This window comes from Okibacterium sp. AC114, assembly GCF_979253355.1.
In genome coordinates, this window is sequence record NZ_CEEDBR010000001.1 from 2,777,110 (window position 1) to 2,803,366 (window position 26,257).

The 26,257-nt window shown below is 68.8% G+C and carries 21 protein-coding genes; 16 read left to right on the forward strand and 5 right to left on the reverse strand.

Features of this window, described 5'->3' with window-relative positions:
* The first annotated feature begins 50 nt into the window (after positions 1-50).
* The 9 genes from ACZ6IE_RS12875 (at position 51) to ACZ6IE_RS12915 (ending at position 7,605) form a co-directional block, all read left to right on the forward strand.
* A complete protein-coding gene (locus tag ACZ6IE_RS12875; RefSeq protein ID WP_464608279.1) occupies positions 51-548 on the forward strand; it encodes a MarR family winged helix-turn-helix transcriptional regulator in 498 nt (165 codons plus the stop codon).
* A 158-nt stretch (positions 549-706) separates the two neighbouring features.
* The gene (locus ACZ6IE_RS12880; RefSeq protein WP_464608280.1) at positions 707-1,165 is read left to right on the forward strand and encodes a DUF7882 family protein; all 459 of its coding nucleotides are present in this window, start codon (positions 707-709) and stop codon (positions 1,163-1,165) included.
* 75 nt (positions 1,166-1,240) lie between these two features.
* Complete coding sequence (locus ACZ6IE_RS12885) at positions 1,241-1,549, forward strand: hypothetical protein (protein WP_464608281.1); 309 nt, start codon at positions 1,241-1,243, stop codon at positions 1,547-1,549.
* Between the two features lie 175 nt (positions 1,550-1,724).
* A complete protein-coding gene (locus ACZ6IE_RS12890) occupies positions 1,725-3,350 on the forward strand; it encodes an AMP-binding protein (protein WP_464608282.1) in 1,626 nt (541 codons plus the stop codon).
* A gap of 98 nt (positions 3,351-3,448) precedes the next feature.
* A complete protein-coding gene (gene purS / locus ACZ6IE_RS12895; protein ID WP_077054843.1) occupies positions 3,449-3,724 on the forward strand; it encodes a phosphoribosylformylglycinamidine synthase subunit PurS in 276 nt (91 codons plus the stop codon).
* A 4-nt stretch (positions 3,725-3,728) separates the two neighbouring features.
* Positions 3,729-4,424, forward strand: coding sequence for a phosphoribosylformylglycinamidine synthase subunit PurQ (purQ, locus tag ACZ6IE_RS12900; protein ID WP_464608283.1), 696 nt, complete (start codon positions 3,729-3,731; stop codon positions 4,422-4,424).
* A 19-nt stretch (positions 4,425-4,443) separates the two neighbouring features.
* Positions 4,444-5,748, forward strand: a complete 1,305-nt coding sequence (locus tag ACZ6IE_RS12905) for an acyltransferase family protein (protein ID WP_464608284.1) — start codon at positions 4,444-4,446, stop codon at positions 5,746-5,748.
* Positions 5,749-5,818: 70 nt separating this feature from the next.
* The gene (locus ACZ6IE_RS12910) at positions 5,819-7,030 is read left to right on the forward strand and encodes a glutathionylspermidine synthase family protein (RefSeq protein WP_464608285.1); all 1,212 of its coding nucleotides are present in this window, start codon (positions 5,819-5,821) and stop codon (positions 7,028-7,030) included.
* On the forward strand, positions 7,027-7,605 hold the full coding sequence (locus ACZ6IE_RS12915; RefSeq protein WP_077054840.1) for a hypothetical protein: 579 nt from the start codon (positions 7,027-7,029) through the stop codon (positions 7,603-7,605). Before ACZ6IE_RS12910 ends, ACZ6IE_RS12915 begins: the two co-directional genes overlap by 4 nt.
* A gap of 109 nt (positions 7,606-7,714) precedes the next feature.
* On the opposite strand, the gene ACZ6IE_RS12920 is transcribed toward ACZ6IE_RS12915, so the two are convergent.
* A complete protein-coding gene (locus tag ACZ6IE_RS12920; RefSeq protein ID WP_464608286.1) occupies positions 7,715-9,733 on the reverse strand; it encodes a GDSL-type esterase/lipase family protein in 2,019 nt (672 codons plus the stop codon).
* A gap of 194 nt (positions 9,734-9,927) precedes the next feature.
* On the opposite strand from ACZ6IE_RS12920, the gene ACZ6IE_RS12925 reads away from it, so the two are divergent.
* Together ACZ6IE_RS12925 and ACZ6IE_RS12930 are read left to right on the forward strand one after the other, a co-directional pair.
* Positions 9,928-10,533, forward strand: a complete 606-nt coding sequence (locus tag ACZ6IE_RS12925) for a DedA family protein (RefSeq protein WP_464608287.1) — start codon at positions 9,928-9,930, stop codon at positions 10,531-10,533.
* A gap of 220 nt (positions 10,534-10,753) precedes the next feature.
* The gene (locus ACZ6IE_RS12930) at positions 10,754-11,167 is read left to right on the forward strand and encodes a hypothetical protein (RefSeq protein ID WP_464608288.1); all 414 of its coding nucleotides are present in this window, start codon (positions 10,754-10,756) and stop codon (positions 11,165-11,167) included.
* Positions 11,168-11,196: 29 nt separating this feature from the next.
* Here ACZ6IE_RS12930 and ACZ6IE_RS12935 read toward each other — a convergent pair whose 3' ends face one another.
* Positions 11,197-11,616, reverse strand: coding sequence for a pilus assembly protein CpaE (locus ACZ6IE_RS12935; RefSeq protein WP_464608289.1), 420 nt, complete (start codon positions 11,614-11,616; stop codon positions 11,197-11,199).
* 141 nt (positions 11,617-11,757) lie between these two features.
* Positions 11,758-12,324 carry a transglycosylase SLT domain-containing protein gene (locus ACZ6IE_RS12940; protein WP_464608290.1) on the reverse strand — a complete coding sequence of 189 codons (567 nt, stop codon included), beginning with the start codon at positions 12,322-12,324 and terminating at the stop codon, positions 11,758-11,760.
* A 490-nt stretch (positions 12,325-12,814) separates the two neighbouring features.
* Here ACZ6IE_RS12940 and purL point away from each other — a divergent pair, with 490 nt between their 5' ends.
* Positions 12,815-15,118 carry a phosphoribosylformylglycinamidine synthase subunit PurL gene (purL, locus tag ACZ6IE_RS12945; protein WP_083710160.1) on the forward strand — a complete coding sequence of 768 codons (2,304 nt, stop codon included), beginning with the start codon at positions 12,815-12,817 and terminating at the stop codon, positions 15,116-15,118.
* A 105-nt stretch (positions 15,119-15,223) separates the two neighbouring features.
* Here the strand turns inward: purL and ACZ6IE_RS12950 are convergent, their stop codons facing one another.
* Positions 15,224-15,898, reverse strand: a complete 675-nt coding sequence (locus ACZ6IE_RS12950; RefSeq protein WP_077054831.1) for a TetR/AcrR family transcriptional regulator — start codon at positions 15,896-15,898, stop codon at positions 15,224-15,226.
* A gap of 116 nt (positions 15,899-16,014) precedes the next feature.
* On the opposite strand from ACZ6IE_RS12950, the gene ACZ6IE_RS12955 reads away from it, so the two are divergent.
* Together ACZ6IE_RS12955 and ACZ6IE_RS12960 are read left to right on the forward strand one after the other, a co-directional pair.
* Positions 16,015-19,167, forward strand: a complete 3,153-nt coding sequence (locus ACZ6IE_RS12955) for an MMPL family transporter (RefSeq protein ID WP_464608291.1) — start codon at positions 16,015-16,017, stop codon at positions 19,165-19,167.
* Complete coding sequence (locus ACZ6IE_RS12960) at positions 19,164-21,248, forward strand: YhgE/Pip domain-containing protein (protein WP_464608292.1); 2,085 nt, start codon at positions 19,164-19,166, stop codon at positions 21,246-21,248. The genes ACZ6IE_RS12955 and ACZ6IE_RS12960 overlap by 4 nt, the downstream gene beginning before the upstream one ends.
* A gap of 203 nt (positions 21,249-21,451) precedes the next feature.
* On the opposite strand, the gene ACZ6IE_RS12965 is transcribed toward ACZ6IE_RS12960, so the two are convergent.
* Positions 21,452-22,915: an MFS transporter gene (locus tag ACZ6IE_RS12965; protein ID WP_464608293.1), complete on the reverse strand. Its 1,464-nt coding sequence runs from the start codon at positions 22,913-22,915 to the stop codon at positions 21,452-21,454.
* A gap of 284 nt (positions 22,916-23,199) precedes the next feature.
* Between ACZ6IE_RS12965 and ACZ6IE_RS12970 the strand changes: the two genes are divergently transcribed.
* On the forward strand, positions 23,200-24,231 hold the full coding sequence (locus ACZ6IE_RS12970) for a hypothetical protein (protein WP_464608294.1): 1,032 nt from the start codon (positions 23,200-23,202) through the stop codon (positions 24,229-24,231).
* An 89-nt stretch (positions 24,232-24,320) separates the two neighbouring features.
* Positions 24,321-26,159, forward strand: coding sequence for a chaplin family protein (locus ACZ6IE_RS12975; protein WP_464608295.1), 1,839 nt, complete (start codon positions 24,321-24,323; stop codon positions 26,157-26,159).
* Positions 26,160-26,257: the final 98 nt, after the last annotated feature.

The window sequence follows — 26,257 nt, forward strand, 5'->3', positions numbered from 1 at the left end:
GCCCTCATTTGCATAGGGCGTCTTGTAACTAGATCGTCTAGGGTTGGGTTATGCGGCGAGAAGAGACACGCGAGTCGACGGGGTATTGGTACTCCGACGATGACGCGAGCCCTCGCGGGGTCGACGTCCTCAACGCATTGCGTCTCTACCGCTCATCCGAGAGTGCCCTGCGCCGCCGCACACGTTCCGCCATGGGCATGGGCGAGACCGATCTCGTCGCCGTGCAATACCTGCTGCAGCAGCAGCGGGCCGGCAAGACCGTCAGCCCGAAAGAGCTGGCGGCACATCTGAACATCTCGTCCGCGAGCACCACGATCTTGATCGATCGGCTGGCCAAATCCGGACACGTCGAGCGAGTGCCGCACCCCACCGACCGTCGAGCGCTCATCATCGTCCCCACCGTCGAATCCGACAGTGAGGTGCGCGCGACGCTCGGCACCATGCACACGCGACTGATCGAGGTCGCCGACTCCCTCCCCCCGCAAGACGCCGTCACCGTTATGCGCTTTCTGGAAGATATGCGCGCAGCGATCGACTCGGTCGAATAGCCCCGCCGCCTGGGTTTTCGCCCGCACGAGCCGGGCAATCCGAGGTATCCGGCAGGTGAACTTTCGTCTCTTCGTTGCGTCCGTGACTATTTAGCTAGTTAGACTAGCTACTAGACGCACGGAGAACTCGGCGTCTCACATTCTGAAGGAGAACGACCATGGGAACACTCATTTACGGCGCGGATGGCTCCAACATCACCTTCGAAGACCGCCTGCTCGCCCACCTGCAGATCGCCATCATCACCAAGCTGCGTCGCAACGAGCCGCACACGCTGTCGTGGGAGACCCCGTCCTATGAGGGCAGCGGCCGTTCCACCGTCTGGTTGCACCCCGCCGTGCCCATCCAGTTCAAGTTCTCGGGCAGCAAGAAGCCCGTCATCAACCGCATCTGGGTCGAGCAGCTGCTGCACAGCGCCAACAGCACGGGCGGCCTGCAGGTCATCCCCGAGCCGCGCCCGACCAACGTTCCCGAGGGTTCGGAGCAGAGCCCCACCGCGACGCAGGCCACGATCCCGGCGGCCCGCCTGACGCGCTCCTCCGGGGCACCCGCCGCCGCCCCCACCGCGGCTCCGGTCGCACGCCGCACCCGCGCCGCCCGCGAGACCGTCGGCGCGTAACAGCACCACAGCACCACAGCACCACCGACGGGCCGAGCCACTCGCTCGGCCTCGTCCAGTTAATGAGGAACAGGGATGAAAGACCTGCCCGCCGAAGCCCGCCCCGCTATTCTCGAAGAGATGAATACTTTCGACGATGAGCAACTCGAAGTGGGCGAGACACGGACGATCGACGTGGACGGCGTCGAAACGCACATCAGTCGCGTCAGCGCCAGCCGCTGGACGATCATCGAAGAGCCCGGTTCGTCGCTCGCGGGCTGGATCAAACGCTCCTGGGACGCCGACGCCGTGAGCTGGGAGGCCCACTCGGTGCGCGTGGCCACGCCGTTCGAATCCCAGTCCTTCACCGAAGGTGTGCGCTTCATCGTCGCGGCCGGCCGCTAAAAGAAGCACGCCGCAGCACAGTTCCGCCTGCGAATCTCGCGCAAGGGGTTGTCGTTCTCGCCTCGCCCGGGTGAAATAGCCACAGACCGACGACGACGTCGGTTCCCGCACCCTTCGCGGCAGTCCGTCGACCCACCCGAACACGAGTCGACCTCATCGATCACAGGAGATCGACATGAGCGCACCGATCCCGACCGAGCGGCCGCGCGGCCGCCACGCCGCCCCCGCATCCGCCGACGACTTCGTCATACCCGACGCCTCCATCTACGACGTCTTGTTCGGCGACCTCACCGAAGACGAACTCGCGGCTACGGCCATCATCGACGGACCCTCGGGTGCCGAGACCAGCTACGGGCAACTCGTGCGGCAGATCGACCTGACGGCCGGCGCACTCGCGGCACGCGGCATCCGGGTCGGCAGCGTCGTGGGTGTGCTGTGCCCCAACGTGCCCGTCTTCGCCACCGTTTTTCACGGCATCCTGCGCGCGGGTGCGACCGCCACCACCATCAACTCGCTCTACACCGCACGCGAGGTCGCCAACCAGCTGCGGGATGCCGACGCCCACTGGCTCTTCACCGTCTCGGCCCTGTTGCCGCACGCCGCCGTGGCCGCCGTCGAGGTGGGCATCCCCAAAGCGCAGGTCATCGTGATCGACGGAGCCGACGGACACATCTCGCTCGCCGACCTGCTCGCCGAGGGACGCGAGGCACCCGACGTGCGGTTCGACCCCGCCGAGCACCTCGCCGTGCTGCCCTACTCGTCGGGCACGACCGGCAAGCCCAAGGGCGTCATGCTGACCCACCGCAACCTGGTCGCCAACATCCTGCAATCGCAGACGCACATCAGCCTCGGCCGCGACGACCGGGTGCTCGCCGTGCTGCCGTTCTTCCACATCTACGGCATGACCGTTTTGCTCAACTACGCACTGCTGCAGCGGGCCTCGCTCGTGACGGTGCCGAAATTCGACCTGCCCGAGTTTCTGCGCATCGTGCAAGACACGAGGTGCACGTGGGTGTTCGTGGCGCCGCCCATCGCCGTGGCGTTGGCGAAACATCCGCTCGTCGACCAGTTCGACCTGTCGAGCGTGCAGGTCATCTTCTCGGGCGCGGCCCCACTCGACGGTGCCCTGGCCCGCAGCGTGCAGGACCGCCTCGACTGCATCGTCTGCCAGGGCTACGGCATGACCGAGACCAGCCCTGTGACGCACGCCGTGCCCACCGACCGCACCGACATCGACCGCAGCGCCATCGGGCTCCCCCTGACAGCCACCGAGGCGCGCCTCGTCGACCCCGAAACGGGCGCGGATGTCGCGGCCACCGATTCCGGCCCGTCGACGCCCGGCGAGCTGCTCATCCGCGGGCCCCAGGTGATGAAGGGCTATCTGAACAACCCCGAGGCCACGAGCGAAGCCCTCGACGCGGACGGCTGGTTGCACACGGGCGACATCGCGTCGGTGGACGAGAACGGCATCTACACGATCGTCGACCGGTTGAAAGAACTCATCAAGTACAAGGGGTATCAGGTGGCGCCGGCCGTGCTCGAGGCCGTGCTTCTCAGCCATCCGAAGATCGCCGATGCGGCCGTGATCGGGGTTCCCGACGACGACGGGCAGGAGATCCCGAAGGCCTTCGTGGTGCGGCAGCCGGATGCGGCGCTCACCGACGCCGAGGTCATGGACTTCGTGGCCGCCAACGTTGCGCCGCACGAGAAGGTGCGCCGCGTCGAATTCATCGACGTCATCCCCAAATCCTCCTCCGGCAAGATCCTGCGCAAGGACCTGCGGGCGGGCGTCGGGCACTGAGGCGCGCTGCCGAAACGGGGGACGGAGGCGCGGGGGCGCAGCGCGGACGCAGCGGGTAGACTGGGCGCATCCATCCCCCTGACACCCGGGAGTCACAGGTGCCCACAATCGTCGTCGAGGTCATGCCCAAGGCCGAACTGCTCGACCCGCAAGGAAAAGCCGTCGCCGGCGCACTGCACCGGCTCGGCAAGAACGAGTTCACCGGTGTGCGCATCGGCAAGCGTTTCGAACTCACCGTCGAGGGCGAGGTGACCGAGGCCACGCTCGCCGAGGTGCGCGCCCTGGCCGACGACATGTTCAGCAACCAGGTGATCGAAGACGTGGTGAAGATCTACGTGGCCGAAGACGCCGTCGTTGCGCCCGCGGGAGCTTAACCCCATGCGCATCGGTGTCATCACCTTCCCCGGCTCGCTCGACGACCGCGACGCCCAGCGCGCCGTGCGCATGGCCGGCGCCGAGCCCGTCGCGCTCTGGCACGGCGACCACGACCTGCAAAACGTCGACGCCATCGTGCTGCCCGGTGGTTTCAGCTACGGCGACTACCTGCGCGCCGGCGCCATCGCCTCGCACGCGCCCATCATGTCCGAGGTCATCGACGCAGCCGAGCGTGGCGTACCCGTGCTCGGCATCTGCAACGGCTTCCAGATGCTCACCGAGGCGCACCTGCTGCCCGGCGGCCTCATCCGCAACGACCACGGCTCGTTCATCCGCCGCGACCAGACCATCGTCGTCGAGAACGCCGACACCGCCTGGACGACGGACTTCGAGCGGGGCGAAGAGATCGTCATCCCGCTGAAGAACGCCGAGGGCGGTTTCATCGCCTCGCAGACCGAGCTCGACCGCCTCGAGGGCGAAGGCCGCGTCGTGTTCCGCTACGGCGGCATCAACCCCAACGGTTCGCTGCGCGATATCGCGGGCATCACCAACGAGCGCGGCAACGTGGTGGGCCTCATGCCCCACCCCGAACACGCCATCGAGGCCGGTTTCGGCCCCGACACCACGCTGGCCATGCGTTCCGGCATCGACGGCCTGCGCTTCTTCACGAGCGCCATTCGCGCGCTGCAGACGGTTTAGCCCTCACCGGATCGACCGCGTGACGACCGACACGCAGGTGCCCCGGCCGGCCGGCGGCCGCCCCGAGTGGGCGCGCCGGCTGACCGGCATCGAGGGCCTACGCGGTCTGGCCGCCCTGGCCGTGCTCGTCTACCACGTGCAGCGCAACCTCAACCGGTCGAGCGCCGACGTGTGGCCGCTCGGCGAGGTGTCGTTCCTCAGCCACGGCCTCACGCTCTTCTTCACCCTGTCGGGGTTCCTGCTCTTCCGCCCGTTCGTGGCGGCGCTCCTCGACGGGCGCGAACACTTCGGCACGGCCCGCTACCTGCTCAACCGGGTCATCCGCATCTTCCCGGCCTACATCGTGGTGCTGCTGTTCTCGAGCATCGTGCTGCAGGTGGCCTATCTGCCCCGCCCGGTCGACGGCCAGAGCGCCGAGTTCGGTCGCCTCGACGCGGGCGACACCCTGCTGAACGCCGTGCTGCTGCAGGGCTACTTCCCGCGCACGGTGCGTTCGGGGCTCGAGGTCGCCTGGACCCTCGGCGTCGAGGTCGCCTTCTACGTGCTCATGCCGCTGCTCGCGTTCGGCGCCGCCTGGCTCGCGCGGCGCTTCGTGCACCCGTTGGTGGGCAGCATCCTGCCGGCCGCGTTCTTCGCCGTTCTGGGCATCGCCGGAAAATTGTGGATGCTGTCGAGCGAGGCCGGCATGGACGGCTCCGAGAAGCTCGGCTTCGAGTGGGGTGCCAACTGGACGACCGTGGTGGCGCGCAGCATCCTCGTGCACGGCGATCTCTTCGCCTACGGCATGATCGCGGCCATCATCTTCATCTATGCCGAGTCGGGGCGCATCTCGCTCAAGCGCCTCAACCGCTGGCGCTGGGCCGCGGCGCTCGTGGGCGTCGGCGCGCTCGTGCTCGCGACGACCGATATGACGGGACCGTTCTCGTCGAGCCTCGTGGCGATCGCGTCGGGTGCCGTGCTGCTGTTGGCGGCGACGCCGCGGTCGGCGGGGCATCCGGGGTGGGCGGGCCGCCTGTTCAGTTCGCGCGGGCTCGGATGGTTCGGCCTCGTGTCGTTCAGCATCTACCTGTGGCATCTGCCGGTCATCCGGTTCATGCAGGTGAACGGGCTGGCTCTGCCCGACACGTTGCCCGGGTTCTTCGGCAACCTGGCGATCGTGTTCGTCGTGACCATCGGGTTGTCGGCGCTCACGTACTACTTCGTCGAGGCACAGGCGCTGAAGTTGAAGAAGCGCAAGGCGCCGGCGCCGGCGCCGAAGCAACCGTCGTCGGCGGCCGATGGCGAGACGTCGGGGCTCGGCTCGGCCGACGCAGGACCGCGCTGACCGACGGCGGCCGTGCGTTCCCGCGGAGGACGCAGCCGCCGGTCACCCGCGCGACGTAGAATCGGCGGCTATGCGGCGAATTCCTCAGACGCCCCGACCCGCGTGGCGTGAACGCTGCGACGAGGTGGGCTTCAGTTTCTACGACCTCGAATCGGAGGGCGGCCGGCCGTACTGGAACGAGACGGCGGCCTACGCCTTCACCATGCCCGAGATCGAGCTGCTCGAGAGCGCCACGAAGGAGCTCTTCGACCGCTGCATGGATGCCGTCGAACACATCGTCCGGCAGGGCCGCTTCGAGGAATTCGGCATCCCGGGTCGCTATCACGAGCTCGTGCGCGCCTCATGGGACGACGACGATCCCACCGTCTACGGGCGTTTCGACCTCGCCTACGACGGGGCTGGCGGCGTGAAGCTGCTCGAATTCAACGCGGACACTCCGACATCCCTGGTCGAGAGCGCCGCGGCGCAGTGGCAGTGGCTCGACGATGTGAAGGCCGCGGGGCAGCTTCCGGCGGGCACCGACCAGTTCAACGGTCTGCACGAGTTGCTCATCGAACAGTGGGAGCACGTGCGGCAGGCGCGCTGGGGTCTGGCGCCGGGCGCGCTGTTGCACCTGGCCTCGCTGCACGACTCGGGCGACGGCGCGCTCATCGTCGAAGACTTCGACACGGTCGCCTACATGGCCGAGACAGTGAAGGCCGCCGGTTTCGAACCCAAGCTCGTCTTCATGGAGGATCTGCGCTGGGATGTCGACAGCCAGCGCTTCCTCGACGGCGACGACGTTCCCGTCAAGCAGATCTTCAAGCTCTACCCGTGGGAGTGGATGATCACCGAACAATTCGGAGGATTTCTTACCGTCAGCCGCGGCACGACGCAGTGGGTCGAGCCCGCCTGGAAACTCTTGCTCAGCAACAAGCAGCTGCTCGTGGTGCTGTGGGAACTCTTCCCCGACCACCCCAACCTTTTGCCCGCTTTCACCACGCCGGATGCCCTGGCCGGACGTTCCTACGTGTCGAAGCCGCGGCTCGGGCGCGAGGGCGCGAACGTGACGGTGTTCGACGCGGAGGGCGGGGTGGAAGCATCCGCGACGGGCGCGTACGGTGACGAGGGATTCGTTTTTCAAGAGCGTGCCACCTTCGCCCACATCCCCGGCAAGACGGCGGTGATCGGCAGCTGGATCGTCGGCGAGACACCCGCCGGCATCGACATGCGCGAGACGAGCGGGCCCATCACGGGCGACCTGGCCGAGTTCCTGCCGCACTACATCGAGGAGACCTCATGAGATCGGTTCCGTCATCCGGGCCGTCGTTGTCGGGAATCGCGCGCACCGAGCGGGCCCAACGCGGGGTCGCCGTCGTGTCGATCGCGGGCGCCGTGCTGGCGCTGTCTGGCTGCGCGCCCACCGAAGAGGGCATCGTGCTGGAGGGTGCCGACGGCGAGAAGTACGTCATGCCCGAGAACGCCGAGCGGCCCATGTACGACTCGAAGGAGGCGTGCATCGCCGATGTGACGGCGCAGATCCAGCAGCTCGAGAGCCAGGGCGAGACCATCGCCGACAGCCCCGAAGACCTGTGCGAATCCTCGGATGCCTACCCGCAAGGCCACTACAGCCACCTCTGGCTCGGCCCCATCCTGTTCGCGGGTTCGCGGTGGAACTCACCCGCCGTCGCCGGGTGGGCCAATGTGCCATCGGGTGGTTTCGCGGCGCCGGGTTCGAAACTGCAATCGGATGTCGTCACCCCCGCGCCCGCCGGTGCGACCACCGGCCAGCGCGCGCCGCTCAAGGGCGGCTTCGGGTCGTCGGGCAAGTCGGGCTTCGGCTCGGCCGTCGGCGGAGGCTCGTCGGTCGGCGGCTGACGCGTCGAGCGACCCCGCGATCGGCAGACCGCGGACGTGCGCGTCGAACGCTTGGCCGCTCATTCGCTCGCCTGACCGGTTTCGCAGGGCCGGCAGCACCCCGCCGGGCTTAGACGTCGCTGCGCTCGGAGGCGATGCGTGACCGGCCATCCTTCGTCGGCAGGATGACGTAGTCGGTGTGTTTGGCCGAGAGCCCGTCGCCCGCTGTGCGACCGCGCAGGCGCCGCAGGGCCCAGGGCGCGACATCGCGCGAGAACCACGTGCCGACGGGCGGCTCCTCGTCGTCGGCGTGCAGGGCGGCGTCGAGCCCACCGAGCGCCTCGGCGTCGGGCACGCCCAACATCTCGGCGGCGCGGTAGGCCAGGAAACGGTGCCCACTCGAGCGCAGGTGCACGCGGTCATCAGCCCACAGGTCGATGGCGCCGATGGCCGGATGGGATTCGACGTCGAGCAGGATGGCGCCCGTCTCGGCCGCAATGCGCCGCAGCTCGGAGTTGAAGGCCGCGAACCGCGGGGCGAGCAGGCGCGCGGCCCGACGACGCGGGAGAAAGGGCGTCACCAGCAGGACGTCGCAGCCCGCCTCGCGCAAACGCGTGACGGCCGAGGCGATGTCGGCCGCGAGACGCACCGGGTCGGCGGCGGGCGACACGAGGTCGTTCGACCCCATGAACACCGAGACGAGATCGGGTTTGAGGGCGAGCGCCGCGGGCAGCTGCTCCTCGAGCAGGTCGCGGATGCCCCGACTGCGCACCGCCAGGTTGGCGTAGCGGAAGGGACCTGCGGCGGTGTTCGCGAGCAGTTGCGCGAGCCGGTCCGCCCAGCCGCGATAGGTTCCGGCCGGCATGCGCGAGGTGTCGCACAGGCCCTCGGTCAACGAGTCGCCGAGCGCCACGAAGCGCGACCAGCGGGGTGGGGCTGCGGCATCCGATCGGGCGGCGGGCGCCGAGGGGCGGGTGGATGCGCGGGCGAGCAACGCGTCGTCGATGGGACGCAGCAGGCGCGCCTCCTCGTAGTGAGCCACCAGTTGACGGGTCAGGGCCTGCCAGGTGCGCTCGCGGACGCTCTCGCGGGCGGCGGAGGCGAAAGCGCGGCGCTTGGCCGCATCGCCCAGCAGGTCGGCGACACGGGCGCGCAGATCGTCGAGGTCCCCGGGGCGATACAGCCAGCCATCCACGCTCGATCGCACGAGGTCGACGGGACCGCCGCGACCCGTCGCCACGACGGGAACCCCGCTCGAGAGCGCCTCCTGGATGGTCTGCCCGAACGTCTCGCTCTCGCCCGGGTGCACGAACACGTCGAAGCTGGCCACGGCCTCGCCGAGCGCGTCGCCCGACAGGTGGCCGAGGAAGACGGCGTCGGGGATGAGGCGCTGCAGGGCCGCGCGCGAGGGGCCGTCGCCGACGACGACGAGGCGGGCCCCCGGCAGGTCGGCGAGCGCGCGCAGATCCTCGACCTGCTTCTCGGGGGCGAGGCGACCCACGTAGCCGACGATGAGTTCGCCGGGGGCGACACGCTCACGCCAGGCGTCGCTGCGGCGCTCGGGCCGGAACCGTTCGGCGTCGACCCCTCGGCCCCAGCGACGTAGGCGGTCGACGCCCAGCGACTCGAGTTGCGCGATCGACGAGGAGGACGGGGCCAACGTGAGGGTTGCTCGTCGGTGGAGGCGCGTGACGTGGCCGGCCGCGAACGTGGTGGCCTGCGGCATCCCGTATTTGGCCGTGTAAGCCACCACATCGGTCTGATAGATGGCGACGGTCGGGATGCGCAGCGCGTCGGCCGCACACACGCCCTGCCAGCCGAGCACGAACGGCGACGCCAGGTGCACCACGTCGGGCGAGAACTCACGCAGGATTCCCGTGAGGCGAGCCGTCGTGGCGAACACCACGCGCACCTGCGGATAGGAGGGCAGCGGCAGCGAGCGCAACAGGCGCGTGTGCGCGGCGAGCGACTCGGCGATGCCGGTTGCCGGGGCTTGCGACGCGCCGGGCGTCAGCCGCGCGGGCGTCTCGGGCGCGATCACCAGGGTTTCGTGTCCGTCGGCGGCGAGGTGGGCGAGGACTTGCAGAACGGAGTTGGTGACCCCGTTCATGTGGGGGAGGAAAGACTCGGCGATCAGCGCGACCTTCATGTCTTCAGGATGCTCTCCCCCACCCGTTTTGGGGCCGGATCACGCCATTCTTCGTCGGCTGTTCACCGAATGCACGACGACGGGTCACCCGCGGTTCTCCCGATCGGCCGGTGGGCCAGCCCGCTGAGTGACAGCATCCGCTTCGACGCCCCTCGTTCCGACCGCGTTCACCCTGGCGTGCCACCCTGGCCGGCGTGGACGACGTGATCAACGCACTCGCCGGCAGCCCCTGGCTTCTCGCCGCGCTGTTCGTCCTCGTGCTGGGCGACGCGTTCCTCGTCATCCTGCCGGGCGAAACCGTCGTCACGGCGGCCGCCGCCCTCGGCGCCTCGACGGGCACACCACCTGTTCTCGCCGTCATCCTGGTCGCCGCCCTCGCCGCCTTCCTAGGCGACGCCGCCTGTTTCCTCATCGGCCGCCGCGTCGGCCTCGACCGCTGGGCCTGGATGCGAGGGCGCCGCGTCCAATCCGCGTTTACCTGGGCTCGCGGCCGCCTGCACGGCAACACGGCAGTCGTGGTCTTCACGGCCCGCTTCATCCCCTTTGCGCGCCTGGCGGTCAACCTCACGGCCGGAGCCTCTGGCCTCTCCCCCGCCCGCTACCTCGGCGTCGCAGCCATCGCGGCGACGGCCTGGGCCGCCTACCAGAGCGTCGTCGGCGCCGTCGTCGGCCTCCTCGTTCCGGGCGGCCCCGTCGTCGCCGTCATCGTCTCCATCGTGGTCGCAATCGCCCTCGGCCTCGCCATCGACCTCCTCCTCAAGCTCCGCACCCGCCGCCGAGAAACGTCGAGCGGCGGCTGACCGCTCCCTCCCCTCTTCGGCTACTCAGACGGCGGTACTCACTCTCACTTCTTTGTGGCTCGTTCCAGCTCCCCTATTACTCAGGTCCGGGGCAATTCGACGCTCACATCCGCGCCATCTACTCATCTTTCCGATCGCACTACTCAACCTGCCGCGGAGCCATTGTGTGGGCCCACTGCCCTCTAGTTCACTGATCCTCAGGCAGCAGGAGGAACAGACTATGTCGATCAGGATCACATCGCCATCCGCGAAGATAGGGCTCGTCGTCGGATGCGGAGCCCTCTTCCCAGCGATCGGGTTTCTCGCAATAACAATCAGCGGCTACAACGTGGGTTCGCTCGTGATGACCGTTTTGGTCGTGCTGTTCGTCAGCTTCTGCTCACGAACCTTCCGCGGGCCGAGCGAGGATGTCCGGAGCCGCCGACCCATTTGGCGCATGACCGAGAAACCTCTCGCGGGCTACGTGGCCGCGGCATATCTCGCGTTGGTCGGATTCGGATTGATCACTCAGCGGCCTGAGCCCGTAGCGCCGGGCATCGCCTGGTTATGTTGCGGCATCTTGTTTGTCGCTGCCGCCGTGTTCGTGAACTCCTCACTCAAACTCGCTCGCGGGCCTCACCTAGCCGGGGTCTGAACGCGAACCGCACCCGCCGCGGGGCGGCGTCAGACCGAGGCGCCGATGAAGGCGAGGAGGGCGCGGCCGTAGGCTTCGGCCGGTTCGGGATGCTCGAACACCGAGCGTTCGCCGCGGAACTCGATTTCCACCTCGAACGCGTCGACCGTGCGACGCAGAGCCCGGAACGTGGCCCGCAGCAGTTCGCGCAACTGGTCCTCGCGGGGCAGCCACAGCGCGTCGGCGATCGACACCGAGTCGAGCGCCCACTCGGTCGTGCCGTTGAAGCCCAGCACGGTTCCGCCCGGGTAGTGATGCGCCTCGATGGTCATATCGCTGACCGTGAAAACGTCGGCCTCGCTCTGGAACTCGGCAGAATCGGGCAGGTCGATCTGGAAGCGGTCGCCGGATGCGGGATGCCACACCAGGCCCGCCTGGCGGAGTTCGAGCGCCAAATCGCGGGAGATCATCGTCCCATCGTGGCCCGCCGAAGCACTCCTGGCGAGGGGCTGTCGGCGTTTTCCCGGCTGGGAGCATGGACTGACGCTACGGGCTGGGCCGGGCGAGCGAAGGTCCGCAACGCGCCGAAGTGCCGAGGCCGTCGGAGAGAGCTACGAGACGGGTGCCTCGGTCGGCAGGATCGTCGGCGTCGGCGTGGAACGTCCCGCCCGCTCATCCAGAATCGCCACCACGAGGGCCCGAGCCGGCCCATAGAACTTGGTGTAATGCTCGCTATCGGCGTTGAGCTGAACGGCATGCGCGGCCTCGGTGGGGCGCAGCGCCTGCCATCCGGGCACCTTCTGCAGGTCGCGGAAAAACATGCCCGACGAGTGCACGGGGTCCATGCGCTGCTCGAGCGTGCCCCAGTGCCCGTTGTCGCGCTGCTGAAAAAGCCCGCGCGAATCGGGCCCGGCCAGGTCGCCATAGTCGATCGTGCGCAGCCCCGACTCGCCCATGGCGGTCATGACCCCGATGGTCGCGGCGTCATCGCCCAAACCCTGAGCGGATGCCACGTCGATGATCGTCTCGGCGTTTGCCCGCTGTTCGGGCGTGTACAGGTCGAGTGTCGACAGCGGCGCCGGAGGCTGCGCCAGCATCGACGACGTGATGCCGGATGCCGCCCAGAAGTAGGCGGCCGTCAGCCCGCCGATGCCCGTGACCATGAGCCCGACCACCACGAGAACGGCTATGGTCGTGCGCGACAGACGACGGCTGCCTCCGCGAGGACGGGGTGGGCGCCGCCCGTTGGAGCCGGGGCGCGCACCTCCTGCGCCGCCCGATGCACCGCGGCCACCCGCTGCCCCGCGTCCGCCAGCCGCACCGCGACCTGTTCCTCGGGCCGAAGCGGCGGGGCGAACAAGTTTTGCGGGCGCACGACGGCGGCCCACGCCATCCGACGCTCGCTTCTTCTGACCGGCCGTTTGACCGGGGGGCGTTTTGACCCGGGGGATGGTGGACGACGCGGCAGCACCGGATCGCCCGGCACGCGCGCGCGGGGAGGAAACCGCTCTGCTCGAAGCCATCCGCGCATTCTTCCAAACCAAGATGACAAGCACGTGTACGGCGTCTGGGAGGGACGTGTCGCTCACCTAGAATGGGAGGCGTCCGGCATCCACTCTCTTGCCTAGGAGTCCCTTCCCCGTGACCGACACCACCACACCAGCCCGCATGCACGTTGCCGACACCGTGCAGAACGCTGCGTCGACGCCCGAGAAGGAACAGCCTTACGCTGCCCTCGGCCTGAAGCCCGACGAATACGCCTCGATCAAAGAGATCCTCGGCCGCCGCCCCACCTCGGGTGAGCTCGCCATGTACTCGGTCATGTGGAGCGAGCACTGCTCCTACAAGTCCTCGAAGAAGTACCTGCGCCAGTTCGGCCAGAAGGTCACCCCCGAGATGACCAAGAACCTCATGGTCGGCATGGGCGAGAACGCGGGCGTCGTCGACGTCGGCGAGGGCTGGGCCGTCACCTTCAAGGTCGAGAGCCACAACCACCCCTCCTACATCGAGCCCTTCCAGGGTGCGGCAACGGGTGTCGGCGGCATCGTGCGCGACATCATCTCGATGGGTGCGCGCCCGGTCGCCGTCATGGATCAGCTGCGCTTCGGTTCGCCCGAGCACCCCGACACGGCGCGCGTCGTGCACGGTGTGACCTCCGGCATCTCGTTCTACGGCAACTGCCTGGGCCTGCCCAACATCGGCGGCGAGACCTACTTCGACCCGGTATATCAGGGCAACCCGCTCGTCAATGCGCTCTCGGTGGGCGTGCTGCGGCACGAAGACCTGCACCTCGCCAACGCGACCGGCGTGGGCAACAAGGTCGTCCTCTTCGGCGCCCGCACGGGTGGTGACGGCATCGGCGGCGCCTCCATCCTCGCCTCCGACACATTCGCCGACGGCGGCCCCACCAAGCGCCCCGCCGTGCAGGTGGGCGACCCGTTCGCCGAGAAGGTGCTCATCGAGTGCTGCCTCGAGCTCTACCGCGAGAAGCTCGTCGAGGGCATCCAAGACCTCGGCGCGGCCGGTATCAGCTGCGCCACGAGTGAGCTCGCCTCGAATGGCGACGGCGGAATGTACATCCAGCTCGAGAAGGTGCTGCTGCGCGACCCCACGCTCACCGCCGAAGAGATCCTCATGTCCGAGTCGCAGGAGCGCATGATGGCCGTCGTCGAGCCGTCGAAGCTCGACGCTTTCCTCGAGGTCGTCAAGAAGTGGGATGTCGAGACCAGCGTCCTCGGCGAGGTCACCGACACCGGCCGCCTCGTCATCGACTGGCACGGCGAAGAGATCGTCAACGTCGACCCCCGCACGGTCGCGGTCGACGGCCCCGTCTACGACCGTCCCGTCGCCTACCCCACGTGGATCGACGCACTCCAGGCCGACACGGCCGAGGCGCTCCCCCGCCCCACCGATCCGGCCACGCTGCGCGAACAGTTCCTGAAGCTGCTCGGTTCGGCCAACCTCGCCGACAAGAGCTGGATCACCAACCAGTACGACTACTACGTGCTCGGCAACACGGCCCTGGCCTTCCCCGACGACGCCGGCATGATCCGCGTCGACGAAGAATCGGGTCTCGGCTTCTCCATCGCCACCGACGCCAACGGCCGTTACTGCCAGCTCGACCCCCGACAGGGCGCGCGCCTGGCCCTGGCCGAGGCCTACCGCAACGTGGCCGTCACGGGGGCCGTTCCCGCGGCCGTCACCGACTGCCTCAACTTCGGCAGCCCCGAGAACCCCGAGGTCATGTGGCAGTTCTCCGAGGCCGTCGAGGGCCTCAGCGACGGCTGCCTCGAGCTCGGCATCCCCGTCACGGGCGGCAACGTGTCGTTCTACAACCAGACCGGTGACGTGCCCATCTTCCCGACGCCCGTCGTGGGCGTGCTCGGCGTGATCGACGACGTCGCTCGCCGCGTTCCGAGCGGCTGGCAAGACGAGGGCGACAACATCTACCTGCTGGGTGTCACGGCCAACGAGCTGAGCGGTTCGGCCTGGGCCGGCACCATCCACGGCCACCTGGGCGGACTGCCCCCGCGCGTCGACCTGCAGGCCGAGAAGGACCTCGCCGGTCTGCTGCACGCTGGCGCGCAGTCGGCCCTCATCGGTTCGGCGCACGACCTCGCCGATGGCGGCCTCGCGCAGGCCCTCGCCGAGAGCGTCATGCGTTTCGGTGTGGGCGCGCGCGTCTGGCTGGGCGAGATCATGGACCGCGACGGTGTCGACGCCTCGACGGCGCTCTTCTCCGAGTCCACCGGTCGCGTCATCGTGTCGGTTCCCCGCGAAGACGACGTCAAGTTCCGCGGCCTGTGCGAGGGGCGCGGCTACCCCGTCCTGCGCATCGGTGTCACGGTCAAGGCGGATGCCGGCACGCCCGCGTCCCTCGAGATCCAGGACCAGTTCACGCTCACCGTCGACGAGCTGCGCAGCACGCACCGTGCCACGCTGCCCGCGCTCTTCGGCCCGACCGTCGGCTAAATCCACTCGCTCATTCAGAGAAGGCCCCGACCATCTGGTCGGGGCCTTCTCCGTTAAGAAGCATCCGGATGCCGCACCTCACGGCGTTGCGACGAACGCTCCCGGTCAGGCGACGGGCTCGGTGAGGCCGAGGAGGACGGCGGGGAGGACGCGACGCGCGTTTGCGCGGGCCAGGTCGTCGGTGGCGACATCCGGGCCGGCGAGGATGGCGTCGTAGGTGGCCTGCTGGGCGAGAGTCGTGATGATGCGCGTGGCCTGCAGCGAGTCGATCGTGAAGCGCAGGCCGACCGTGCCGACGGCGTCTTCGAGCAGGCGGGCGAGACGCGTGTCGATGCGGGTCTCGTAGTCGATGTAGCGCGCGGCGACCTCGGGGCTGCGCAAGGCGAGCGTCCGGAACTCGGACTCGACGATGCACCAGTGCCGGTCGTTGGGTTGCAGCAGCATGAAACGGTCGACGATTTCGGCGACCGCCTCGATGTCAAGGGACTCGACCGGTGTGCCGAGCGTGGGGAAGATGATGTCGATCCCCTCCTGCAGGCGATCGAGGCGCACGCTGTTCTCGCGCTCAGCCAGAGCGAAGAAGAGCTCCTCCTTGCTCGCGAAGTTGGAGTAGAAGGCACCGCGTGTAAAGCCGGCGCGTTCGGTGACGGCCTCGATGGATGCGGCGTGCACACCCTGTTCGGCGAAGACATCGAAGGCGGCATCCATGAGGCGTTCGCGCGTCTTCTGGCGGCGAGCGGATTCGACAGCGGGTTCCACGTCTACGGGCTGGGTCGTCATCCTGAATCCTTCCTGACACCGCGAACGAACGTTTGCGATACACGATTGTATCGAATACATTCGTGTATTGGATACGTCGTTGTATCGTAACTTTTCCGTCCCCAAAGGAGAACCACGTGTCCTCTCTGCTCTATGCCCTCGGCCGCTGGTCGTACCGCAGCCGCAAGCTCGTCCTCGTGCTGTGGATCGCCGTGCTGGCCCTCGCGGGCGGCAGCGCGGCGCTCTTCAACCAGGGCACCGACAACGCGTTCTCCATTCCGGGCACCGAGTCGCAAGAGGCCCTCGACACGCTGTCGAGCACGTTCCCGCAGGTGAGCGGCGCGTCGGCGCAGATCATCGTGACGGTGCCAGACGGCGACGACATCAGCGACCAAGACGTGCAAGACGCCGTGAAGACGGCCGTCGACGACCTGGGTGACAGCGAGCAGGTCGCCGCCGCCACCGACCCCTTCGGCGAGAACGCGGCGGGGGCCATCGCCGACAACGACCGAGCCGCGCTCATTTCGGTGCAGATGGATGTCGGTCAGTCCGAGGTCACGGCAACCGCCAAGTCCGATCTCGAGAAGATCACCGACGAGCTCAACGAGGCTCTCCCCCAGGGCGCGAAAGCCACGCTCGGCGGGTCGCTCTTCGCCACCGAGCTGCCGACCGTCACCATCACCGAAGCCGTCGGCCTCATCGTCGCGCTCGTCGTGCTCGTGCTCACCTTCGGCTCGTTCCTCGCCGCCGGCATGCCGCTCCTCAGCGCCATTCTGGGCGTCGGCATCTCGATCGCCCTCATCTTCGTGGCCACCATCTTCGGCCCCATCTCGTCGACCACCCCGCTGCTCGCGCTCATGCTCGGGCTCGCCGTCGGCATCGACTACGCCCTCTTCATCATCTCGAGGCATCAAGACCAGTTGCGGCAGGGCATGCAGCCCGAAGAGTCCGCGGCGCGTGCCGTGGCCACCGCCGGTTCAGCCGTCATCTTCGCCGGCCTCACGGTCGTCATCGCCCTGCTGGGGCTGAGCGTGGCGGGCATCCCGTTCCTCACCACCATGGGCACCGCGGCCGCCGTGGCCGTCGCCCTGGCCGTGTGCATCTCGCTCACGCTCATCCCGGCCCTGCTCGGTTTCGCCAAGGGCCGCATCAACCCCAACCGTCGCGCCCTGCGCAAGCAGGCCAAGGCCAACGCAGAGGCGGGGGCAGGTTCACGCGGCACCGATCGAGCGGATGTCGCCGCCGACGATTCCTCGACGCGCGCGGGCTCGAGCGACACGACCGTCGGCACCCACGCAGCAGACGGCGGCGCCGACTCGACCACGCCGGCCGCATCGTCCGGCCCCGTCTCGGCCGCCGCCGCCTCGCGCGTCGACTCCGAGCCGGTCCTGCTCGAGAACCTCTTCGCCGATGTCGACGGCGACACCGTGCAGACCACGCACGGGCGTTCGGGCGCCCACGCGGCCGCCATCACGACGCCGCCCGCCGCGACATCCGCCCGCCCGGCCGGCTCGCCGCTCACGCAGGCCGAGCAGAGCCGCCCCGCCATCGCGCCGCCGCCCGCCCCGGGCCCCAGCGACCAGGCCGTGCACCACCAGAACAAGTTCTTCAACGGCTGGGTGCGCGCCGTCACACGCTTCCCGCTGCTCACGATCGTGCTGGTCGTCGGCATCCTCGGCCTCGCGGCCGTGCCCGCCCTGCAGCTGCGCCTCGGCCTGCCCGACGCCGGTTCGCTGCCCGCGTCCTCCAGCGCACGCCAGGCCTACGACCTCATCGGCGAGAACTTCGGCGAGGGCAAGAACGGCCCGCTCATCGTGACCGGTTCGATCGTCACGAGCACCGACCCCGTCGGCCTCATGAACGACATCGCCGACGAGATCCGCGACATGGACGGCGTCGACTCGGTGCCGCTCGCCACCCCCAACGAGACGGCCGACACGGGTATCATCCAGGTCGTGCCGACGGGTGGGCCCGACTCGCAGTCCACCAAGGACCTCGTCGCCGACCTGCGCGCCCAGCACGACCACTTCGAGGACAAGTACGGCGTCGACCTGGCCGTCACGGGAACCACCGCCGCGGGCATCGACGTCTCCGACCGCCTGGGCGCAGCTCTGCTGCCCTTCGGCATCCTGGTCGTCGGCCTCTCGCTCATCCTGCTCACCATGGTGTTCCGCTCGATCTGGGTGCCCATCAAGGCCACGCTCGGCTACCTGCTCAGCGTCATCGCGTCGTTCGGTGCCGTGGCCGCGGTCTTCGAATGGGGATGGTTCGGCGAGGCGTTGCATGTGGAACAGACGGGCCCCGTCATCAGCTTCATGCCGATCATCCTGATGGGCGTGCTGTTCGGTCTCGCGATGGACTACGAGGTGTTCCTCGTGGCCCGTATGCGGGAGGACTACGTGCACGGCAAGGATGCGCGCAAGGCCGTCACGACGGGCTTCGTGGGTTCGGCCAAGGTCGTCACGGCCGCCGCCGTCATCATGTTCGCCGTCTTCGCGGCCTTCGTGCCCGAGGGCGACACGTCGATCAAACCCATCGCCCTGGGCCTCGCGGTCGGCGTTTTCGTCGACGCGTTCATCGTGCGCATGACGCTCGTGCCCGCCGTGCTCGCCCTGCTGGGCGAACGCGCCTGGTGGCTGCCCAAGTGGCTCGACCGCGCCCTGCCGTCGTTCGACGTGGAAGGTGAGGGTCTGCAGCGCGAGCTCGACCTGGCCAACTGGCCGGCCCCCGGCAGCACGGATGTCGTGGTCGCCGACCGCATCGGCCTGAAACCGAGCGCCAACGCCGAACACGCCCTCTTCCACGACCTCAGCTTCGTGCTCCCCGTCGGCCACACGCTCGTCGTGCACGGCGAACACCCCGCCGCGGTGCGCGCACTGTTGCTCACCATCTCGGGGCGCGCCAAACCCGACCAGGGCACGCTCAAGGTGGCCGGCCTGGTGTCACCAATCCGCGCCACCACCATCCGCTCGCGCGTCGCCTTCCTCACGGTCGACGACTCGGTCGACGCCGTCGGCCGCATCCGTGACATCGTCGACGAGCAGCCCGCGCTCCTCGTCATCGACGGCATCGACCGGCTCACCGACCACGCCGCGCGCAAGCAGGTGTTCGTCGAGCTGAGTGAGGCTCAGGCATCCGCCGCCCGTCGCGACGCCACCCTCACCCTGGCCGTCGGCACCGTCGAAGAATGGCCGCTGTCCGACGCGATCCCGGCCGGCGACGGGTTCGTCGACCTTTCCCTCGAAACATCTCGCACCCGCACCACGAACACCGCGGAGGTCCCCGCATGAGCATCCTCACCCGCCTCGAACGCGCGCGTTCCTCGAAGCGCATCACCGTGCTGTCGCTGATCGGCATCGTCCTGGTGCCGCTCGTCGTGGCCGGCATCCTCGTGTGGGCCCTCTTCAACCCGCAGGACCGGCTCGACCAGGTCACCGCGGCGATCGTGAACGAAGACGAACCCGTGCAGGTCGAGGGGCAGACGGTGCCGCTCGGTCGCCAGCTCTCGGCCGGACTGGTCGACGGTGGCGCCTCGTCCGATGCGGGCGAAGACGGCACCTCGAAGGCCGCCGCCAACGACAACACGAGCGACACCAACTACGCCTGGAAGATCACCGACGCCGACGAGGCGCGCGAGGGTCTGACCTCGGGCAAATACGTGGCCGTCGTCACCATCCCGAAGAACTTCTCGAAGGCCGCGACCTCGTTCGGCGGCGACGCGGCCGACGCCGAGCAGGCCACCATCGACGTGGCCACCTCGAAACAGAGCCGCCTCGTCGACGACGCGATCACGCAGACCATCTCGTCGACGGCCGCGAACCTCGTCGGAAACGGCCTCACCACGAGCTACCTGCAGAACGTCTACGTGGGCTTCAACACGCTCGGCACGCAGCTCGGTCAGGCGGCCGATGGCGCGCAGCAGCTCGCCACGGGAACCGACTCGTTGCGCGACGGTGCCGTGCAGCTCGCCGACGGCGTGAACCAGCTCGCGGCCGGCATGCCGCAGCTCACGTCGGGGGCCTCGCAGCTGGCCTCGGGCGCCGCTCAGACCAATACGGGTGCGCAGCAATTAGCCAACGGGCTGAACGCCGCGGCGACCCAGGTCGGACAGTTGCCCGCGGGCATCCAGGCCATCGCCACCGGCTCGCAGACCCTCGCCGACGGTGTGCAGGGCGTGGCGACGGGTATCGCCGGCACCGGCGGATTGAACGAGCAGCTGGGCAAACTGTCGCAGGCTGCCGCTCTGTGCACCTCGGGAGGACCCGGGGCCGAGCAGGCCTGCCAGGGTGTGGCGCAGGGCGTGACCGCCCTCTACGGTTCACCGCAGTACCAGCAGCTGGTCGGCGGCGTACAGCCTCTCGCCGACGGCGCTCAGACCGCGGCGACCCAGATCCAGGGCTTCGCAGGCACCGCCCCGCAGCTCGCCTCCGGCATCCAGCAGCTCGCCGCCGGTTCGACGCAGCTCGCCAACGGCACCGCACAGCTCTCGACGGGCGCCTCCGGACTGTCGACGGGGCTCACGACCCTCGCCGACGGCGTCACCCAGCTGGGCACGGGCGCCACGGGCCTCGCCGACGGGTCGAAAACCCTCGCCGACAGCACGCACACGCTGGCCGACGGCCTCGACACGGCCGTGCAGTCCATCCCGAGCTACAGCGAGTCCGACCGCGACAACCTTGCCAAGGTGGTGAGCCAGCCCGTCACGACCGACGGCGCCGAGGCGAACGCGCTCTTCGGCACCACGAGCATGCCGTTCTACGCCGTTCTCGCGCTGTGGCTGGGCGCGCTGGCAACGTTCATCGTGTTGCGCGCCATCCCCTCGGCCGTTCTGTCGTCGACGCGCTCGTCGCTCAGCCTGGCCGTGCGCACGTGGCTGCCCGCCGGACTCGTCGGCATTCTGCAGGGCCTGCTGGTCTCGGCCGTGATGCAGCCCGCGCTGAAGCTTGACGCGCCCGAGTGGATCGGTTTCGCGGCCATCGCCATGGTCGCGGGGGCCGCCTTCGCCGCCGCCAACCAGGCGCTCATCGCCGTCTTCGGCGGGTTCGGTCGCTTCATCTCGATGATTGTCACGCTCGTCACCCTGGCGACGGGCATCATCGCGACGGTGCCCGATCTGCTCGATACGGTGTTCGAGTACACGCCCGTGCACCCGGCGCTCAACGCCCTGCGCGCCATGGCCCTCGAGACCGGCGGCGTGGTCGCGGGCATCACGGGCATCGTGCTCTGGCTGCTGCTCTCGCTCGTCGTCACCACGCTCGCGATCGCCCGACGCCGCAGCGTGTCGGCGGCGCAGCTGCGGGCCCTCGGCGAGGCATCGGCCCCCGAACCGTCGTCGGCCCGCGCCGGCGCCCGAACCCCGGCGACCGTCTGATCAGCGGCGCCGTTCTACAGCTGATCATCGCGCGCCCCCGGGCGTGACGAACGGATGCCCCGAGCCACATGGGCTCGGGGCATCCGTCGTCTCGTCAGCTATCGGTTCCGGTTCGAGCCCCGTGCGAATGCCGGGGCGCCCAGCACTCGGGCGGTCAGCACGGAGCAGTCAGCACGGAGCAGTCAGCACGCGACGCGACCTGCCTAACTCTTCGCGTTCTCGGACGAGCCTTCGCTCGCGCTCAGCGGTTCGGCGATGTCCTCGAGCGACTTGCCCGCGGCCTCGACACCGATGAACACTTCGACGAGACCCGCCGCGATCATGAGGCCGGCTCCGATGTAGTAGCCCACGGCCACCGCCTGGATCGAGTCCTCGACGAGGCGACCGAACAGGATCGGTCCGACGATGCCGCCGAGGCCCGTGCCGAGCGCGTAGAAGAACGCGATGGCCATGGCCCGGGTCTCCATCGGGAAGATCTCTGACACGGTCAGGTAGGCGGCACTGGCACCGGACGAGGCGAAGAAGAACACGATGACCCAGGCAATGGTGAGCGTGGTTGCATCCAGAACCTCGTTGCTGAAGAGCATGGCCGTGACCACGAGCAGCACACCCGATCCGATGTACGACACCGAGATCATCACCTTGCGCCCGATGCTGTCGAAGAACCGGCCGAGGATGAGCGGGCCGGCGAAGTTGCCGAGCGCGATGGGCACGAGCGACCAGGGCGCCACGTCGTCGGGCACGTCGAGCAGCTGCGTGAGCACGAGCGAGTACGTGAAGAACACCGCGTTGTAGAGGAAAGCCTGACCGGTGAACAGCGAGAGGCCGAGCACAAACCGTTTCGGGTATTTGGTGATCGCAACCTTGGCGATCTCTCCGAATCCGGTGGATTTGCGTTGGCGGATTTCGAGCGTCTTGTCGACGGTCTCGAGCTTCTCGCCGGTCTCTTTTTCGATCTCGGTTTCGATCTCGCCGACGAGTTTCTCGGCGTCCTTGTCGTGGCCGTGGATGAACATCCAGCGCGGCGACTCGGGCACGTTGCGACGAACCAGCAGGATGACGACACCCAGCACGGCGCCCAAACCGAACGCCAGCCGCCATCCGATATCGGCCGCGAAGAAGTTCTCGTTGAGCAGCAGCACCGACACCACGGCACCGAATGCGGCACCCAGCCAGTAGGAGCCGTTGATGGCCAGATCGACGAGTCCGCGGCGGCGCGCCGGGATGAGTTCGTCGATGGCCGAGTTGATCGCCGCGTACTCGCCGCCGATGCCGGCACCGGTGAAGAAACGGCAGATGAAGAAGAAGATCGGGTTGAACGAGAAAGCCGTCGCGACGGTCGCCAGGAGGTAGACGCCGAGGGTGATGAGGAACAGTTTCTTGCGCCCGAACCGGTCGGTCAGATAGCCGAAGAAGAGTGAGCCGATGCAGGCCCCGGCGACATAGATGGCGGCCGCCAAACCGATATCGGATGCACTCAAACCGAGCCCCGCTTCTGGGTCAGTCAGCCGGCTTCCGATGGCGCCGATGATGGTCACCTCGAGGCCGTCGAGAATCCAGACGGTGCCGAGCCCGATCACGATCATCCAATGCCATCTGGCCCACGGCAATCGGTCCATCCGGAACGGGATGCTCGTCGTGATCGTGCCCAGTTTCGTCTCAGTCATCGTCGCCTTCACTTCCTGGCCCGGGTGGCCGACAGACACACTACTCTCGGCGAATACTCAGATTCGAGGGGGCCTTGGGGGCTAGACGTGAGCAAAACTTCGGCGTAATGTCCTGGTCACACCTTTGGGGGGTGAATGCGATGACGCTAACTGCAGATCAGGTACCCGTTCGGGAGGGAAACACTCCGAACGGCCCTCGGCTTGCGTCAGTCATCGAGCGCCCCGCCCGCGCATCCCGCCTGGCCCGAATCCTCCTGCTGAGTTCGGCCGTCACATTCGGGTGGATGCTCGCACTCTTCTTCTTCGGCACCTCGTCGGCCCACGCCGCCGACTCGTCCACGCCGCCCGACTCGAAGCCCGGCCTCGTCGGCAACCTCGTCTCAGGGGTCGTCGGAGCCGTCGAACAGCCCGTCAACCAGGTCGTCTCGGGTGCGACCAACACGGTTTCGCAGGTCACCGAGAAGGTCGTGGCCCCCGTCGTCCAGCACGCTCCGGCCCCCGTCCGCGAGGTCGTCGCCGTCGTTCCCGCCGTGACCGACACGGTTTCGGATGTCGTGGCGCAGAAGCCCGTGACCCAGATCGTGAAGCCCGTCGCGCAGACCGTCGACACGGTCGTCACCGAGCTTCCCGTCGTCGGCGACATCGTCACCTCTCCCGTCGTCAGCGACATCGTCGGCAGCAACCCGGTCCAGGGCATCACCGACCCGATCACCGGCACCGTCGACGGCTCGCTCGGCACCGTCGTCGGTGGCACCGACACCATCGTCGACGGCAGCATCCCCGGCACCACGCCCGGCACCGGCGGCGTCGTTCCCGGCCTCCCCGGTCTTCCCGGCGGCGACATCGTCGACGGCGTTCTCCCCGACCTCGGCGGACAGGATGCTTCCCCCGCCGCAGCCGCCGTCGCCGAGCTGCGTGCCACCGCCGCCGACGCGGCCCTCGCCCTCTCCCCGGCATTCGGCCCGGCGGGCTCGTCCCTCCCGGCCATCCCGTTCGCGGGCACCGGCACGGGCATCGGCTCCCCCACTTCTTCCGCCGCTGGCGCTGTCGCCACCGACTCCGCCCCGTCCGAATCCCCGCTCGGCGGCTCACCCTTCGGCGGCCCCGACGCCCCGTTCGGCCCCGCCGCGCCCGCCAACGGCAACGGCTCCGGTTCGGGTTCGAGCGGTTCGTCCGGTGGCCCCGGCGCGGGCACCGCCCTCGACAGCGCCGACTACCTCTTCCAGGCCCACCTCCTCGGCCTGGTGTCCCACACCTCGGTCTCCGACGACCTCCCGTCGTCGCCCGTCTTCGAATCCGACGTCACACCTGATTGAGCCGGTCCGGCCACGCCTCTGAGCGCGTGGCACGCGACCATCCGCCCCACTCGGGGCACCATTTCTCAATCATTTGGAGTGCAAGGATCATGAACATCAACGTCAAGAGAGGGCTCTACTGCGCCCTCGCCATCGGGGGCCTGTCCCTCCTCGGCACCACCGCGGCCCACGCCGCAGACGGCACGTCCGGCGAGGACGGCCTCATCTCGGGCAACCAGGCCGGCATCTCGGTCAACCTGCCCATCTCGCTGGGCGGCAACGGCATCTCGGTGCTGGGCGACAGCTCATCCTCGGATGCCTCGACCGGCACGTCGCCGGCCCCCGCAGCTCCCAGCGGCACCACGTCCGGCACCGACAGCGCGGTGGGTGGCAACCAGGCCCTCGTCTCGGTCAACGTGCCCGTGACGGTCGGCGGCAACTCGATCTCGGTCGTGGGCGACTCGTCCTCGAGCGATTCGGGCACCGCGGTCGCACCGGCACCTGCTCCGGCTCCGGCTCCGGCTCCCGCACCGGCTCCGGCTCCCGCTCCCGCACCGGCTCCGGCTCCGGCTCCGGCTCCGACCACGGATGGCAGCGACTCGCTGCTCGGCGGCAACCAGGGTCTTGTCGACCTGAACCTCCCCGTCACGGTCGGCGGCAACGCCATCTCCGTGGTCGGCGACTCCGAGTCCACCGACTCGGGCACCGACGTCACCTCGGGCGACTCAGCGGGCACGTCGAACGGTTCCGGCTCCACCACCACCGGTGACGACGGCATCCTCGGCGGCAACCAGATCGTTCCGGGCGTCTCCGTTCCCGTGACCGTCGGCGGCAACGCCATCTCGGTCGTCGGCGACAGCGCCTCGAGCGACACCACCACGGGCAGCACCTCCGGCACCGGCACCGGTTCGGGCACCGGCAGCACCACCACCGGCGAGGATGGCATCGCGGGCGGCAACCAGGTCATCCCGGGCGTCACCCTCCCCGTCACGGTCGGCGGCAACGCCATCTCGGGCCTCGGCGACTCCGAGTCCACCGACTCGGACACCGATGTCACCTCCGGCACCGGAACCACCGGCACCGGAACCGGAACCGGCTCTACCACGAACGGTGACGACAGCGTCGCCGGCGGCAACCAGCTCATCCCCGGTGTCTCCCTCCCCGTCACGGTCGGCGGCAACGCCATCTCCGGCCTCGGCGACTCGGAGACCTCCGGCACCAGCACGGATGTAGCCACGGGAACCGGCACCGGCTCGACCGGCACCGGCAGCACCACCACCGGTAACGACAGCGTCGCCGGCGGCAACCAGATCATCCCCGGCGTCACCCTCCCCGTCACGGTCGGCGGCAACGCCATCTCCGTCGTCGGAGACACAACCTCGACCGACTCGGGCACCACGGTGACCGGCGGAACGGGCAACGGCACCGGCACGACCGGCGGCAACGACGGCATCCTCGGCGGCAACCAGATCATCCCGGGGATCGACATCCCCGTGACGATCGGCGGCAACGCCATCTCGGTGATCGGCGACAGCGAGACGGAAGGCGGCGACACCACGGTGACGACGCCCACCACCCCCACGACGCCGACCACCCCGACGGACCCGACCGACCCCACCACCCCGACGGACCCCACGGACCCCACGGACCCGACCACCCCGGTCGACCCCACGGACCCGACGGACCCCACCACGCCGACCACACCCACCACGCCGACGACCCCCGTCGACGGCACCGATGACACCACCGTCACCGGCTCGGTGGCCGTGACCGGTCAGGCGCAGGCTCTCGCAACCTCGAAGGCCGGCACCAACGGCACCGACGCCTCGGCTCTGGCCGACACGGGCGTCGACACCACCGCTCCCATCCTCGGCCTGACGGCCCTGCTCCTGGTGCTGGGCCTCGCCCTCGCCGCGATCAGCCGTCGCCGGATGGGCGCACGCCGCTAAAGCAGTACACCCGCAGCGATCGCCCGGGTGTCGTCGGTCCGCCGACGGCTCCCGGCATCGCCATGCCCGCTAGGCGTTGCTCGAAAGAGTCAACGCGC

What these genes read in the sequence shown, in the direction of transcription:
- purL (WP_083710160.1), top strand. Translation starts at nt 12,815, where the DNA reads ATGCACGTTGCCGACACCGTGCAGAACGCTGCGTCGACGCCCGAGAAG.
- ACZ6IE_RS12875 (WP_464608279.1), top strand. Translation starts at nt 51, where the DNA reads ATGCGGCGAGAAGAGACACGCGAGTCGACGGGGTATTGGTACTCCGAC.
- ACZ6IE_RS12880 (WP_464608280.1), top strand. Translation starts at nt 707, where the DNA reads ATGGGAACACTCATTTACGGCGCGGATGGCTCCAACATCACCTTCGAA.
- ACZ6IE_RS12890 (WP_464608282.1), top strand. Translation starts at nt 1,725, where the DNA reads ATGAGCGCACCGATCCCGACCGAGCGGCCGCGCGGCCGCCACGCCGCC.
- ACZ6IE_RS12950 (WP_077054831.1), bottom strand. Translation starts at nt 15,898, where the DNA reads ATGACGACCCAGCCCGTAGACGTGGAACCCGCTGTCGAATCCGCTCGC.
- purQ (WP_464608283.1), top strand. Translation starts at nt 3,729, where the DNA reads ATGCGCATCGGTGTCATCACCTTCCCCGGCTCGCTCGACGACCGCGAC.
- ACZ6IE_RS12910 (WP_464608285.1), top strand. Translation starts at nt 5,819, where the DNA reads ATGCGGCGAATTCCTCAGACGCCCCGACCCGCGTGGCGTGAACGCTGC.
- ACZ6IE_RS12975 (WP_464608295.1), top strand. Translation starts at nt 24,321, where the DNA reads ATGAACATCAACGTCAAGAGAGGGCTCTACTGCGCCCTCGCCATCGGG.
- ACZ6IE_RS12960 (WP_464608292.1), top strand. Translation starts at nt 19,164, where the DNA reads ATGAGCATCCTCACCCGCCTCGAACGCGCGCGTTCCTCGAAGCGCATC.
- ACZ6IE_RS12915 (WP_077054840.1), top strand. Translation starts at nt 7,027, where the DNA reads ATGAGATCGGTTCCGTCATCCGGGCCGTCGTTGTCGGGAATCGCGCGC.
- ACZ6IE_RS12935 (WP_464608289.1), bottom strand. Translation starts at nt 11,616, where the DNA reads ATGATCTCCCGCGATTTGGCGCTCGAACTCCGCCAGGCGGGCCTGGTG.
- ACZ6IE_RS12965 (WP_464608293.1), bottom strand. Translation starts at nt 22,915, where the DNA reads ATGACTGAGACGAAACTGGGCACGATCACGACGAGCATCCCGTTCCGG.
- ACZ6IE_RS12885 (WP_464608281.1), top strand. Translation starts at nt 1,241, where the DNA reads ATGAAAGACCTGCCCGCCGAAGCCCGCCCCGCTATTCTCGAAGAGATG.
- ACZ6IE_RS12920 (WP_464608286.1), bottom strand. Translation starts at nt 9,733, where the DNA reads ATGAAGGTCGCGCTGATCGCCGAGTCTTTCCTCCCCCACATGAACGGG.
- ACZ6IE_RS12930 (WP_464608288.1), top strand. Translation starts at nt 10,754, where the DNA reads ATGTCGATCAGGATCACATCGCCATCCGCGAAGATAGGGCTCGTCGTC.
- ACZ6IE_RS12970 (WP_464608294.1), top strand. Translation starts at nt 23,200, where the DNA reads ATGCTCGCACTCTTCTTCTTCGGCACCTCGTCGGCCCACGCCGCCGAC.